The following is a 13,885-nucleotide window of genomic DNA, read 5'->3' as shown; positions in this document are numbered from 1 at the left end:
CCGATTGACGTTACCCGCAGAAGAAGCACCGGCTAACTCCGTGCCAGCAGCCGCGGTAATACGGAGGGTGCAAGCGTTAATCGGAATTACTGGGCGTAAAGCGCACGCAGGCGGTCTGTTAAGTCAGATGTGAAATCCCCGGGCTTAACTTGGGAACTGCATTTGAAACTGGCAGGCTTGAGTCTCGTAGAGGGGGGTAGAATTCCAGGTGTAGCGGTGAAATGCGTAGAGATCTGGAGGAATACCGGTGGCGAAGGCGGCCCCCTGGACGAAGACTGACGCTCAGGTGCGAAAGCGTGGGGAGCAAACAGGATTAGATACCCTGGTAGTCCACGCCGTAAACGATGTCGACTTGGAGGTTGTGCCCTTGAGGCGTAACTTCCGGAGCTAACGCGTTAAGTCGACCGCCTGGGGAGTACGGCCGCAAGGTTAAAACTCAAATGAATTGACGGGGGCCCGCACAAGCGGTGGAGCATGTGGTTTAATTCGATGCAACGCGAAGAACCTTACCTGGCCTTGACATCCAGAGAACTTAGCAGTGAAGTGGTCAACTAAAACTGGCCACCGCTTTAGAGTTTTTCCAGTATCGGTTTTCCGATTCGTTTGGGGGTAACCCACCGTTATAGTCATGCGGCCTTAGCGAGCTGTAATATCCGACGATATAGTCTGTGATCGCATGTGCAGCTTCGCTAAAGTTTATATAACCTGTCACTGGCACCCACTCGTTTTTCAGACTTCTGAAGAAGCGTTCCATCGGGCTGTTGTCCCAACAGTTTCCACGTCGGATCATACTCTGCCTGATCCGGCAACGCCACAGTAACTGCCTGCTTGTATAGTGGCTACCCTGGTCACTGTGGAACATCGCTCCGGCTGGTTTACCGCGAGTTTCCCACGCCATTTCCTGCGCTTTGATGGTCAGCCTGCTGTCCGGTGAGAATGACATTGCCCAGCCTACCGGTTTCCTTGCCAACAGATCGAGAACAACAGCGAGGTAAGCCCAACGCCTGCCTGTCCAGATGTACGTCACATCGCCGCACCACACCTGATTAGGCTCTGTCACTGCGAACTGTCGCTCAAGGCGATTCGGGATAACGATGTGTTCATGACCACCACGTTTATACCGGTGGGTAGCCTTTTTTAATATGTCGTTTTCCATTTCAATACGTTGTAGCTTTTTCTTCAGCTCGCGTATTTCAATCTGTTCCGGGGTTATAGGGGAGGCTTTAGGTATTTTGCCCTGTCGTTCATCCCGCAACTGTTTTCCCCATCGCGTCATGGTAGAAAGACCCACATCCATAGCATTGGCCGCAGCTGCAACGGTGTAGTTCTGATCAAGGACCAGTTGAGCGGCTTCGCGTTTAAACTCTGCGCTGAAATTTCTTTTTTTCATTATGGCACCTGTGTTGTTCTGAGGTAAGCATATCACCTCTGTTCAGGTGGCCAAATTTAGTGTGCCACTTCAGAAGTCGTAACAAGGTAACCGTAGGGGAACCTGCGGTTGGATCACCTCCTTACCTGAAGATACCCTCCCGCGAAGTGCTCACACAGATTGTCTGATGAAAAAGTAATGAGCAAAGCGTCTTACGAAAGAGACTTCAGTGTCCCCTTCGTCTAGAGGCCTAGGACACCGCCCTTTCACGGCGGCAACAGGGGTTCGAATCCCCTAGGGGACGCCACTTGCTGGTAATGAGTGAAAGGCGTTACCGATAATACTTCACAGTGTGCTGATTAAGCATGCTGCGAAGTATTTGCTCTTTAACAATCAGGAACAAGCTGAAAATTTGAAACGACGCGTCGCGTTCATTCTCCGTAATAAGAATGAAGTGGCGATGCGTTCGAGTCTCTCAAAAGCTTACAGCTTACAAGCAACTGTGATGCCGTTATGGCAGACAGATAAACGCCTGTGGGTTGTGAGGTTAAGCGACTAAGCGTACACGGTGGATGCCCTGGCAGTCAGAGGCGATGAAGGACGTGCTAATCTGCGAAAAGCGACGGTAAGGTGATTATGAACCGCTACAGCCGTCGATGTCCGAATGGGGAAACCCAATGCACTTGTGCATTATCGTTAACTGAATACATAGGTTAACGAGGCGAACCGGGGGAACTGAAACATCTAAGTACCCCGAGGAAAAAAAATCAACCGAGATTCCCCCAGTAGCGGCGAGCGAACGGGGAGCAGCCCAGGACCTGAATCAGCTTGTGCATCAGTGGAAGCGTCTGGAAAGTCGCGCGATACCGGGTGACAGCCCCGTACACGAAGATGCATAAGTTGTGAGTCCGACGAGTAGGGCGGGACACGTGGTATCCTGTCTGAACATGGGGGGACCATCCTCCAAGGCTAAATACTCCTGACTGACCGATAGTGAACAAGTACCGTGAGGGAAAGGCGAAAAGAACCCCGGCGAGGGGAGTGAAACAGAACCTGAAACCGTGTACGTACAAGCAGTGGAAGCCTACTTGTTAGGTGACTGCGTACCTTTTGTATAATGGGTCAGCGACTTATATTCTGTAGCAAGGTTAACCGCATAGGGGAGCCGAAGGGAAACCGAGTCTTAATTGGGCGTTAAGTTGCAGGGTATAGACCCGAAACCCGGTGATCTAGCCATGGGCAGGTTGAAGGTTGGGTAACACTAACTGGAGGACCGAACCGACTAATGTTGAAAAATTAGCGGATGACTTGTGGCTGGGGGTGAAAGGCCAATCAAACCGGGAGATAGCTGGTTCTCCCCGAAAGCTATTTAGGTAGCGCCTCGTGAACTCATCTCCGGGGGTAGAGCACTGTTTCGGCTAGGGGGCCATCCCGGCTTACCAAGCCGATGCAAACTGCGAATACCGGAGAATGTTATCACGGGAGACACACGGCGGGTGCTAACGTCCGTCGTGAAGAGGGAAACAACCCAGACCGCCAGCTAAGGTCCCAAAGTCATGGTTAAGTGGGAAACGATGTGGGAAGGCAAAGACAGCCAGGATGTTGGCTTAGAAGCAGCCATCATTTAAAGAAAGCGTAATAGCTCACTGGTCGAGTCGGCCTGCGCGGAAGATGTAACGGGGCTAAACCATGCACCGAAGCTGCGGCAGCGACGCTTATGCGTTGTTGGGTAGGGGAGCGTTCTGTAAGCCGCTGAAGGTGTGCTGTGAGGCACGCTGGAGGTATCAGAAGTGCGAATGCTGACATAAGTAACGATAAAGCGGGTGAAAAGCCCGCTCGCCGGAAGACCAAGGGTTCCTGTCCAACGTTAATCGGGGCAGGGTGAGTCGACCCCTAAGGCGAGGCTGAAAAGCGTAGTTGATGGGAAACAGGTTAATATTCCTGTACTTGGTGTTACTGCGAAGGGGGGACGGAGAAGGCTAGGTTATCCGGGCGACGGTTGTCCCGGTTTAAGCGGGCAGGTGTGAAGACCAGGCAAATCCGGTCTTCTTTAACACTGAGGCGTGACGACAAGCCGCTACGGCGGTGAAGTAACTGATGCCCTGCTTCCAGGAAAAGCCTCTAAGCTCCAGGTAACACGAAATCGTACCCCAAACCGACACAGGTGGTCAGGTAGAGAATACCAAGGCGCTTGAGAGAACTCGGGTGAAGGAACTAGGCAAAATGGTGCCGTAACTTCGGGAGAAGGCACGCTGGCGCGTAGGTGAAGGGACTTGCTCCCGGAGCCGAGGCCAGTCGAAGATACCAGCTGGCTGCAACTGTTTATTAAAAACACAGCACTGTGCAAACACGAAAGTGGACGTATACGGTGTGACGCCTGCCCGGTGCCGGAAGGTTAATTGATGGGGTTATCCGCAAGGAGAAGCTCTTGATCGAAGCCCCGGTAAACGGCGGCCGTAACTATAACGGTCCTAAGGTAGCGAAATTCCTTGTCGGGTAAGTTCCGACCTGCACGAATGGCGTAATGATGGCCAGGCTGTCTCCACCCGAGACTCAGTGAAATTGAAATCGCTGTGAAGATGCAGTGTACCCGCGGCAAGACGGAAAGACCCCGTGAACCTTTACTATAGCTTGACACTGAACATTGAGCCTTGATGTGTAGGATAGGTGGGAGGCTTTGAAGCGCGGACGCCAGTCTGCGTGGAGCCAACCTTGAAATACCACCCTTTAATGTTTGATGTTCTAACGTAGGCCCGTAATCCGGGCTGCGGACAGTGTCTGGTGGGTAGTTTGACTGGGGCGGTCTCCTCCCAAAGCGTAACGGAGGAGCACGAAGGTTGGCTAATCCTGGTCGGACATCAGGAGGTTAGTGCAATGGCATAAGCCAGCTTGACTGCGAGAGTGACGGCTCGAGCAGGTGCGAAAGCAGGTCATAGTGATCCGGTGGTTCTGAATGGAAGGGCCATCGCTCAACGGATAAAAGGTACTCCGGGGATAACAGGCTGATACCGCCCAAGAGTTCATATCGACGGCGGTGTTTGGCACCTCGATGTCGGCTCATCACATCCTGGGGCTGAAGTAGGTCCCAAGGGTACGGCTGTTCGCCGTTTAAAGTGGTACGCGAGCTGGGTTTAGAACGTCGTGAGACAGTTCGGTCCCTATCTGCCGTGGGCGCTGGAGAATTGAGGGGGGTTGCTCCTAGTACGAGAGGACCGGAGTGAACGCACCGCTGGTGTTCGGGTTGTCATGCCAATGGCACTGCCCGGTAGCTAAGTGCGGAAGAGATAAGTGCTGAAAGCATCTAAGCACGAAACTTGCCCCGAGATGAGTTCTCCCTGACCCCTTGAGGGTCCTGAAGGGACGTTGAAGACGACGACGTTGATAGGCCGGGTGTGTAAGCGCAGCGATGCGTTGAGCTAACCGGTACTAATGACCCGTGAGGCTTAACCTTACAACGCCAGAGGCGTTTTAAGCTGAGAGACAGAAAGAATTTTCAGTTTGTGACGGATAAAATTAGCGGAAACGAAAGATTTTGCGCTGAGGCAACGCAGCATCAGTGAAAAATATTCGTTTCGAGCACCAGAATTTGCCTGGCGGCAACAGCGCGGTGGTCCCACCTGACCCCATGCCGAACTCAGAAGTGAAACGCCGTAGCGCCGATGGTAGTGTGGGGCCTCCCCATGCGAGAGTAGGGAACTGCCAGGCATCAATTTAAGACCCCTAATCGGGTCGTGACCTTCCCGGTGACGCGGAAAGGGCGAAACACCTGAAATCAGCGACGGTCTGATATCAGTACAGAATCGGTGGAGCGGTAGTTCAGTTGGTTAGAATACCTGCCTGTCACGCAGGGGGTCGCGGGTTCGAGCCCCGTCCGTTCCGCCACTTAAATTCAGAAGCCCTGACTGTGAAGTCAGGGCTTTTTCATGTCCGCAAAAAAAACGCTATTGTTGAGTAAAACGCAAAATTCCTCTGCTCATAAGCGGATTTTTCAGCAACAATAATCCTGCCACAATACGCCTCATCGCAACATTCAACGCAATGATGAGGAAAACATGACAATCCCCGCTTTTGGTTTAGGAACATTTCGTCTGCAGGACTATGTCGTTATTCATTCGGTGAAAACCGCACTGGAACTCGGTTACCGCACTATCGATACCGCACAAATTTATGAAAACGAAGCTGCCGTAGGTCAGGCTATTGCCGAAAGCGGCGTGGCGCGTGATGAGCTGTTTATCACCACTAAAATCTGGATTGAGAATCTCGCCGCTGACAAACTGATCCCCAGCCTGCAGCAGAGCCTGGCGAAACTGCGTACCGACTATGTCGATTTGACGCTGATTCACCGGCCATCGCCGGGTGCAGCGATATCGGTAAAAGAGAGCATGCAGGCATTGATGGCAGCGAAAGAAGCGGGACTGACGCGTCAGATTGGTATCTCTAACTTCCCGATTGCCCTGATGAAAGAGGCCATTGCCGCTGTGGGCGCAGAGAACATTGCGACCAACCAGATTGAGCTGCACCCGTTCCTGCAAAATCGCCAGGTCGTGGAGTTCGCGAAACAGCAGGGCATTCACATCACTTCATACATGACGCTGGCGTATGGAGAAGCGTTAAAAGAACAGGTGATAAAGCAGATTGCGCAGAAACATCAGGCCACACCAGCGCAGGTAGTTTTGGCATGGGCGCTGGCACTGGGTTATGCCGTGATCCCATCCTCAACCAAACGTGAGAACCTGGCCAGCAATATGGCGGCGCAGGATCTGACACTGGATGCGGACGACATGGCGCAGATCGCCGCGCTGGATCGCCAGCAGCGTCTGGTTAGCCCGGAAGGCTTGGCACCAGACTGGGATTAATTCTCCGTGCATCAGCCCTGCACGCGCTAGGGCTGATCTCTGACCCACTCGCTGAGAAAATCAATAAAGGCCCGCACGCGCTGGCTCACCCCTAAATCGCTGTAATAAACCGCATTAAAAGGCATCTCAACCGGTACCGACTGGTGCGCCAGCACCTCAACAAAAGTGCCCGCCGCAATTTCCGCATTCACCATAAAGTCCGACAGGCAGGCGATACCCTGATCGTTAAGGCACAGCTGCTTGATCGTCTCTCCACTGTTTGATGACATCGCCGCGTCAATTTCATACAGATCGCTACCATTAGCCGACACGGGCCAGCGATTGAGACGAGGCGTCTCGACAAAGTCGAGGCACTGATGCTGTGCCAGCGTCTCCACCGACGCCGGCGTACCATATTTCGCCAGATAAGCTGGCGTAGCGACCATTTTACGATAGCTGGTGAACAGCAGCCGGGCACGCAGCGTGGAGTCGGTTAAATCCCCGGCACGAATAGCGACATCCACTTTACGATCGATCAGGTTGATAAAGCTTTCAGAGGAGATTAGCGATAGCGTGACCGCCGGATAGCGCTCGCGAAAGGGTTTAATCATCGGCATCAGCAGGTTAAGGATCACTGGTGTTGCCGCGTCGATGCGCAGCACGCCCTGTGGCGCCTGCTGGCGCTCAATCAGCTCATTCTCTGCCGTCGCCATCTCAAGGATCAGCTTCTGCACGCGCCGGAAATAGAGTTCACCTTCATAAGTCAGCGCCAGCTGACGGGTGGTACGCGTCAGCAGCGACACGCCAAGCTTGTTTTCCAGCTTCTTCACCGTGCGGCTCACAGCCGAATTGGCCATCTGTAACTGCTCCGCTGCACGGCTAAAACTGCCGCTTTCCACGACAGCGATAAAGACTTTTAACTCCTCTGAAGATGCCTTCATTATGCCTCCTCAGGCAAAAGTTTATTGTTACTTTGCTTCTTTTTGTTATTAAAGCACGAGTCGATAATGGCGCCCATCAAAACATTATTGGGAGTCAATCATGCCACTTGCACTCTGGGCGCTGACCATCAGCGCCTTCGCTATCGGAACCACCGAGTTTGTTATCGTCGGGCTGATTCCGACCATCGCTGAACAGCTCAGCATTACGTTACCTTCTGCCGGGATGCTGGTATCCATCTACGCGCTTGGCGTGGCCGTCGGCGCGCCAGTGCTGACCGCCTTAACCGGCAAGCTGCCGCGCAAGCAGTTGCTGATGGGGCTGATGGCGCTGTTTACCGTCGGTAATCTGGTGGCCTGGCTGGCACCAAACTATGAAACGCTGGTGATGGCACGTCTGCTGACCGGACTGGCGCACGGCGTTTTCTTCTTAGTAGGCTCAACCATTGCGACCAGCCTGGTAAGCAAAGAGAAGGCCGCCAGTGCGATAGCCATCATGTTTGGCGGCTTAACCGTGGCGCTGGTCACCGGCGTACCGCTTGGCACACTGATTGGTCAGCATTTTGGCTGGCGTGAAAGTTTTCTGGCGGTCTCTCTGCTGGGCGTGATTGCACTGGTCAGCAGTATGATACTGGTACCGCGTAACATCGCACAGCCGCCTGCCACTTCACTGGCACAGCAGGCTGCGGTGATGATCAATCCGCGTCTGCTGCTGATTTATGCGATTACGGCGCTGGGCTACGGTGGCATCTTTACCACCTTCACCTTTCTGGCACCGATGATGCAATCACTGGCCGGTTTTTCGCCGACCGCCGTCAGCGGCGTGCTGCTGGGGTACGGTATTGCGGTGGCGATCGGTAATATCTGGGGCGGCAGGCTGGCCGATCGCCGCGGGGCGGTACCGGCGCTGACGCTGATTTTTATCGCGCTGGCCATACTGTTAGTGGTATTCCAGTTCACTGCCAGCATGCATTACCTCGCGCTGCTCACGGTGCTGGTGATGGGCGTCTTTGCCTTTGCTAACGTACCGGGCCTGCAGGTTTACGTGGTGCAAAAGGCCGAACACTATGCGCCAGGCGCAGTTGATGTCGCGTCCGGGCTGAATATCGCGGCCTTTAATATTGGTATCGCGCTGGGTTCAACCGTCGGCGGTCACATCGTGGAACATTACGGTCTGGCGCAGACGCCATGGGTGGGTGCCGTCATCGTGTTTGCGGCTCTGCTGCTGGTCTGCCTCAGCGGCCAGCTGGATAAGCCGCGCGCGGCAGCCATTATTGAATAAGCCGCACAACAGCCTGCCGCATGGCGGGCTGTTGCCGTTGCTGGCTGTGAGGCGAATTCCGACAATCAATAACAGCAATTGAAACCCCGCGCTAAAATCCCTATAACAGTCAAGTGAAGTTGTAGCCGTAAATCAGCCAGGCGGGACAGTGCGAAAAAAAACTTATGCAATGCGGTATGTAGCAGGTCAGCCTGCTGAGCGGATTTTTCCGCCAGGGGCGATGCTGCATCTTGGGCAGGCGTTACCGCCCGGTGCACCGCTGACAGCCGACCCAACCCTGCGCGTGCTAGTGTGGAATATCTTCAAACAGCAGCGGGCAGACTGGATGTCAGTACTGCAGGGCTTCGGCAAAGATGCCCATCTGGTGCTGCTGCAGGAGGCTCAGACCACACCGGAACTGGTGCAGTTCGCCACCAGCAATTATCTGGCGGCCGATCAGGTACCGGCCTTTGTGCTGCCGCAACACCCCTCTGGCGTAATGACGCTGGCTTCTGCCCATCCGGTCTACTGTTGTCCGCTGCGTGAGCGTGAGCCGCTATTGAGGCTGTCTAAATCCGCTCTGGTTACTGCCTATCCGCTTCCCACCGGCGAAATGCTGATGGTGGTAAACATTCATGCGGTTAATTTCAGCCTCGGCGTTGATGTGTACAGCAAACAGCTGGGGCCGATTGGCGAGCAAATCCAGCATCATCGCGGGCCCGTGATCATGGCCGGCGACTTCAATGCCTGGAGCCGCCAGCGTATGAACGCGCTCTACCGCTTTGCCCGTGAGATGGCGCTACGCGAAGTAAACTTTACTGATGATCATCGACGCAAAGCCTTTGGCCGCCCGCTGGATTTTGTCTTTTACCGCGACATGAAGGTCAGCGAGGCATCGGTGCTGGTGACGCGTGCCTCTGACCATAATCCTCTCCTGGTTGAATTCAGTCCCGGCGCGGCTAAACGCTAAGCTAAGTGCGGCGCGCCAAAGGCTAATGATTCATAGTGCTGAAGCAGCATCCTGCTCAATAAGCCACTTCAGACCGCTAAAGGCATGGCGCAGCGGCGAAAAAATAACGAGGTTTGAGCGTGAGTGTGTCGGACTGCGGGAACGGGAAAAGATAAATAATGAAAAAGGTTGACAAAAGCCAGCCTTTTCGGTGCATCATGTATCGGGTGTTGCGCTATTCTTCACAAACAGCGTTAGCTTGTCGCCGGGCTGAATGTCTTTAGCGTCACTGTTCCAGCGCATCACGTCTTTGGTGTTAACACAGTGACGTTTGGCGATACTGGCAAAAGAATCACCCTTACGTACACGGTAGGTGATGCTGTTGCCGTTATCCGCCAGCTGCGACGCGGCCAGCTTTGCCGCCAACGGTCAGTGTCTGACCGATGCGTACTGACGCACTGCGCAGGTTATTCTGCTGCTTCAGTGCACTAACGCTCACGCCAAGCTTACTGGCAATGCCCGATAAGGTGTCGCCTTTGCGGACCTTATAGCTATTGCCTGCAGCGCTGACTTTCGCCAGCTCGCCGGGCTGTACCGCAGCAATATCACCGGAAGCCAGTGAATTGCGCAGCTGAGCCATGTTGGACTTTGGCACCATAATATAGTGCGGTCCGTTTGGCGCGGTGGTGCCGTTTTTATACCCGGCATTGAATGCCTTCAGCTTGCTGAGCGACATACCGGCCATATCTGCGGCCTGCGTCAGTTCAATCTGCTGTCCCACTTCAACGCGAGCCAGTGCACGGCTCTCATTCGCGGTTGGCAGCTTAATACCGTAACGCTTGCTGTTCTTGAGAATATCACTCAGGGCCAGCATTTTAGGTACGTAAACCGTGGTCTCGCGTGGTAGCGATAAATGCCAGAAGTCGGTCGGCTTACCGCGCGCCTTGTTCTGTTTCATCGCCTTCAGCACACGTCCTTCACCGCTGTTATAGGCGGCGATGGTCAGTAACCAGTCACCGTCAAACATGCCGTTCAGACGCTGCATCATATCCAGCGCAACTTTGGTTGAGGCCACCACATCGCGGCGTCCGTCATACCATTGGTTCTGTTTCAAACCATAGTTTTTGCCCGTTTGCGCAACGATCTGCCAGATGCCAGCGGCATTCGCAGAAGAGGTTGCGTGTGGGTCAAAAGCGCTCTCCACTATGGGTAGCAGTACCAGTTCCATCGGCATTTTACGTTTCTGTATCTGCTCGACAATCCAGTACATGTACGGCTCTGCCCGTAATGTTACATCGTGGAGATAGCTCTTATTTTTTAAGTACTTTGTTTTTTGTTCGCGGATTCGCGGGTTTTCCGGAATCCCCATCTTCAACTCGTCACTAATGTGATTCCAGAGATCAGTGTCTTCTGCGAGGCTGGTTCCATCATCTTGCCAGCGCGGCGACAACAAGCGATCTCCGTACTTTCCATTTTCACCTTGATCAGCTGAAGACAGACTCTGTGCATGCTGTACCGGGATACTGGCGTCATTCCTTGATGCCTGACATCCAACCAGCAAGACCGAGGCGAGTAATATCGCTTTAGCCTTCATGTGTGTGTCAATAGTTCGCTTAAAAGACGAGCAACTATACGTTAGCGACCGGCACAACACAACCAGAAATATCAAAAACGGTCTTTCTTCTCGCGTAGATCGGCAAAAGTCTGCCATAACGGAGTCGACGACACATTAATGCCTAAATCCTTTTGCAAATCAGGATCTTGCGTACGCAAGAATAAATTTATTTCACGCTCCAGCGCCAGTTTTGTTGGCAAAGTAATGCGATTTTCTGCGCGTAAGTCCTTAATTTGCTGATACCTTGCCAAAATTTTCGGGTCCTGAGGCAGAATAGCCGCAGCAAACTTCATATTGGATAAAGTGTATTCATGCGCACAGCAGATAAGCGTATCGGCAGGGAGTTGATTAAGCGACTGAAACGACTCAAACATTTTCTGCGCAGTGCCTTCGAACAGTCGTCCGCAGCCACCCGAAAACATCGTATCGCCACAGAAAAGATAAGGTGAGCTGAAGTATGAGATATGTCCTAAAGTGTGTCCAGGCGTCGCGATGACGCGGAAATTTAGCCCGAGCAGCGTAAATTCATCACCGTCACTGAGAATAGTGCGCGCGCCTTTATCGGCGGTTTCCTGCGGACCATAAACCTTAAGTTGCGGATAGTGCTCCAGCAGTTCGCCAACGCCGCTCACGTGATCGTGATGATGATGGGTCAGCAGAATGGCCTGCGGCTGCCAGTGGTTGGCGCGAATTTTTTCCAGCACCGGCCGGGCTTCACCCGGATCGACAATCAGACAGCGTCCCTGTTCATCGTTCAGTGTCCAGATGTAGTTATCCTGCAACGCGGGAATACTGGTAAGATTCATAAACACCTCTCAGGTCGTAGAAAAAGGAAAATGGTAGAGCATGAAGCCAGCGAAAACACGTCAAATCCTGACTGCGCCGCGCTCCTGGCAGGATATGCCCTGGGGCGACTATTTTCGCGACGCGTTAACCCAGCAACTGCAACCGTATCTCGGCAAGCTGTACGGCTTTCATATGCTTAAAATTGGCAGCCTCAGCGCAGAAATCAATACCCGCCAGTGTGCCATATCGCATCAGGTTAATGTGGGCGATGAGGGCGATGGGCTGCACGTAATCGCCAGCGCAACGCAGTTGCCGTTTGAAGCCAAATCGATTGATGCCTGTCTGCTGGCGCACACGCTGGCCTGGAGCCAGGATCCGCACCGCGTACTGCGCGAAGTTGATCGCGTACTGATTGATGACGGCTGGATGATTATCAGCGGCTTCAATCCGTTTAGCCTGCTGGGCATCAGTAAAGGCCTGCCCGGATTACAGCGTCGCGCACCGTGGAGCGGACGGATGTTCAGCCAGGTGCGCCTGCTCGACTGGCTGAGCTTACTGAACTATGAACTGGTTTATCGTACGCACTTTCAGGTGGTGCCGTGGCACCGCCAGGGCGGCAAGATGATCAGCACGCACCTGCCGGCGCTGGGCTGTCTTAACATCGTGGTAGCGCGTAAGCGCACCTTCCCGCTGACGCCGGGCAAAGTGAAGATGATGCCCGGCAAAACCCAGTTACGGCCAGCGGTCAATGCCACGCGGCAGTTTCGTGAAGTCAGCGATCAGGACTCAACCTGATAGCCAATATCGTCCAGGGAAGGATTGCCGGCAGCGCTGCGTGCCAGTTCATCGCAGCGTTCGTTCTCCGGATGACCGGCATGGCCTTTTACCCACTCCCACTGAATCTGATGGGTACTGAGCGCCGCGTCGAGTCGCTGCCACAGATCAACGTTCTTCACCGGCTTCTTTTCTGCGGTTTTCCAGCCGCGCTTTTTCCAGTTGTGAATCCAGCTGGTGATGCCCTGACGCACGTACTGGCTGTCGGTGCTGAGCACCACGTCACACGGCTGGGTCAGCGCTTCCAGTGCCACAATGGCCGCCATCAGCTCCATGCGATTGTTGGTAGTAAGGCGGTAGCCGGCGCTGAATAATTTCTCGTGCTGGCGGTAGCGAAGAATGGCGCCGTAGCCGCCGGGACCGGGATTGCCCAGGCAGGATCCATCGGTGAATATTTCTACCTGTTTGCGCATCTCTGGTAGACTTCCTTCTGACAAAACGCCAAGTCTGACATAAAACGAGTCCTATGAGCACTGCAAATAACCGCCAGATCGTCCTCGATACTGAAACCACCGGCATGAACATGATCGGGGTCCATTACGAAGGACATCGCATCATTGAAATCGGTGCGGTTGAGGTGATCAACCGTCGCCTGACCGGCAACAACTTCCATATGTATCTCAAGCCCGATCGGCTGGTGGATCCGGAAGCGTTCGGCGTACACGGTATTGCCGATGAATTCCTCGCCGATAAGCCGACCTTTGCGCAAATTGCCGACGAATTCCTCGATTACATTCGCGGCGCGGAGCTGGTAATCCATAACGCTTCGTTCGACATCGGCTTTATGGATTACGAATTTGCCATGCTGCAGCGCGACATCGGCAAGACAGAAACCTTCTGTCAAATCACCGATAGCCTAGCGATGGCGAGTAAAATGTTCCCGGGCAAGCGCAACAGCCTGGATGCGCTGTGTAACCGTTTCGAGATCGACAACAGCAAACGTACGCTGCACGGCGCTTTGCTTGATGCCGGGATTCTGGCCGAAGTGTTCCTCACCATGACCGGCTGCCAGACCTCGCTGGCGTTTTCGATGGAAGGCGAGCAGAGCAATCAGGTGGAAGGCGAGCACATTCAGCGCATCGTTCGTCCGGGTGCCGGCCTGCGCGTGGTTAGCGCCAGTGATGAAGAGATCGTGGCGCATGAGAGCCGGCTCGATCTGGTGCAAAAAAAGGGCGGTAGCTGCCTGTGGCGCGCCTGAAGCCGCTGATTTTGCGTGGAAAAGCGTCGTTAAGCTGAAAAAATCGGCAAACGAGAGATTCCCCCTGCAAAAAGCGTTGACGAGGGATGAGGCTGCCATT

Annotated in this window: 8 protein-coding genes, 2 tRNA genes, 2 rRNA genes, 2 pseudogenes and 1 other annotated feature (1 of these 15 cut by a window edge); of the genes and pseudogenes, 9 read left to right on the top strand and 5 right to left on the bottom strand. The window is 53.9% G+C overall.

Features of this window, described 5'->3' with window-relative positions:
* Positions 1-409: a sequence feature (16S ribosomal RNA rRNA prediction is too short), on the top strand (it extends 466 nt beyond the left edge of the window).
* Positions 410-547: 138 nt separating this feature from the next.
* Positions 548-1,390, bottom strand: coding sequence for an IS3 family transposase (locus AC6I8M_RS12060; protein WP_022537112.1), 843 nt, complete (start codon positions 1,388-1,390; stop codon positions 548-550).
* Between the two features lie 210 nt (positions 1,391-1,600).
* Here AC6I8M_RS12060 and AC6I8M_RS12055 point away from each other — a divergent pair.
* From AC6I8M_RS12055 to dkgB, 5 genes are all read left to right on the top strand, one after another.
* Positions 1,601-1,676, top strand: a tRNA-Glu gene (locus AC6I8M_RS12055).
* Between the two features lie 238 nt (positions 1,677-1,914).
* Positions 1,915-4,820, top strand: a 23S ribosomal RNA gene (locus AC6I8M_RS12050).
* Between the two features lie 138 nt (positions 4,821-4,958).
* A 5S ribosomal RNA gene (rrf, locus tag AC6I8M_RS12045) occupies positions 4,959-5,074 on the top strand.
* 100 nt (positions 5,075-5,174) lie between these two features.
* Positions 5,175-5,251: transfer RNA gene (locus AC6I8M_RS12040), tRNA-Asp, on the top strand.
* Positions 5,252-5,421: 170 nt separating this feature from the next.
* Positions 5,422-6,225, top strand: coding sequence for a 2,5-didehydrogluconate reductase DkgB (dkgB, locus tag AC6I8M_RS12035; RefSeq protein WP_010616970.1), 804 nt, complete (start codon positions 5,422-5,424; stop codon positions 6,223-6,225).
* A 26-nt stretch (positions 6,226-6,251) separates the two neighbouring features.
* On the opposite strand, the gene yafC is transcribed toward dkgB, so the two are convergent.
* Positions 6,252-7,145 (bottom strand): DNA-binding transcriptional regulator YafC, encoded by an 894-nt coding sequence (yafC, locus tag AC6I8M_RS12030; protein ID WP_498013393.1) that lies wholly within the window; start codon positions 7,143-7,145, stop codon positions 6,252-6,254.
* Between the two features lie 100 nt (positions 7,146-7,245).
* Here yafC and AC6I8M_RS12025 point away from each other — a divergent pair, with 100 nt between their 5' ends.
* Positions 7,246-8,424, top strand: a complete 1,179-nt coding sequence (locus AC6I8M_RS12025) for an MFS transporter (protein WP_010616971.1) — start codon at positions 7,246-7,248, stop codon at positions 8,422-8,424.
* 148 nt (positions 8,425-8,572) lie between these two features.
* Positions 8,573-9,373 (top strand): endonuclease/exonuclease/phosphatase family protein, encoded by an 801-nt coding sequence (locus AC6I8M_RS12020; protein WP_041387035.1) that lies wholly within the window; start codon positions 8,573-8,575, stop codon positions 9,371-9,373.
* Positions 9,374-9,568: 195 nt separating this feature from the next.
* Here AC6I8M_RS12020 and mltD read toward each other — a convergent pair.
* Together mltD and gloB are read right to left on the bottom strand one after the other, a co-directional pair.
* Positions 9,569-10,946: pseudogene (mltD, locus tag AC6I8M_RS12015) on the bottom strand (murein transglycosylase D).
* Between the two features lie 71 nt (positions 10,947-11,017).
* Complete coding sequence (gene gloB, locus AC6I8M_RS12010) at positions 11,018-11,773, bottom strand: hydroxyacylglutathione hydrolase (protein WP_010616973.1); 756 nt, start codon at positions 11,771-11,773, stop codon at positions 11,018-11,020.
* 40 nt (positions 11,774-11,813) lie between these two features.
* Between gloB and AC6I8M_RS12005 the strand changes: the two genes are divergently transcribed.
* Complete coding sequence (locus AC6I8M_RS12005) at positions 11,814-12,548, top strand: class I SAM-dependent methyltransferase (protein ID WP_010616974.1); 735 nt, start codon at positions 11,814-11,816, stop codon at positions 12,546-12,548.
* Here the strand turns inward: AC6I8M_RS12005 and rnhA are convergent.
* Positions 12,533-13,100, bottom strand: a pseudogene (rnhA, locus tag AC6I8M_RS12000) (ribonuclease HI). The gene AC6I8M_RS12005 and the pseudogene rnhA overlap by 16 nt on opposite strands.
* On the opposite strand from rnhA, the gene dnaQ reads away from it, so the two are divergent.
* Entirely contained in the window at positions 13,054-13,785 is a 732-nt protein-coding gene (dnaQ, locus tag AC6I8M_RS11995; protein WP_058948852.1) for a DNA polymerase III subunit epsilon, read from the top strand. The pseudogene rnhA and the gene dnaQ overlap by 47 nt on opposite strands.
* The last annotated feature ends 100 nt before the right edge of the window (positions 13,786-13,885 follow it).

The sequence above is a fragment of the Type-A symbiont of Plautia stali genome (assembly GCF_059731155.1).
This window is presented reverse-complemented; position numbering and strand designations above follow the sequence as displayed.

Excerpts from the sequence above, each read along its gene's own strand:
- AC6I8M_RS12025 (WP_010616971.1), top strand. The coding sequence starts at position 7,246 with ATGCCACTTGCACTCTGGGCGCTGACCATCAGCGCCTTCGCTATCGGA.
- dkgB (WP_010616970.1), top strand. The coding sequence starts at position 5,422 with ATGACAATCCCCGCTTTTGGTTTAGGAACATTTCGTCTGCAGGACTAT.
- yafC (WP_498013393.1), bottom strand. The coding sequence starts at position 7,145 with ATGAAGGCATCTTCAGAGGAGTTAAAAGTCTTTATCGCTGTCGTGGAA.
- dnaQ (WP_058948852.1), top strand. The coding sequence starts at position 13,054 with ATGAGCACTGCAAATAACCGCCAGATCGTCCTCGATACTGAAACCACC.
- AC6I8M_RS12005 (WP_010616974.1), top strand. The coding sequence starts at position 11,814 with ATGAAGCCAGCGAAAACACGTCAAATCCTGACTGCGCCGCGCTCCTGG.
- AC6I8M_RS12060 (WP_022537112.1), bottom strand. The coding sequence starts at position 1,390 with ATGAAAAAAAGAAATTTCAGCGCAGAGTTTAAACGCGAAGCCGCTCAA.
- gloB (WP_010616973.1), bottom strand. The coding sequence starts at position 11,773 with ATGAATCTTACCAGTATTCCCGCGTTGCAGGATAACTACATCTGGACA.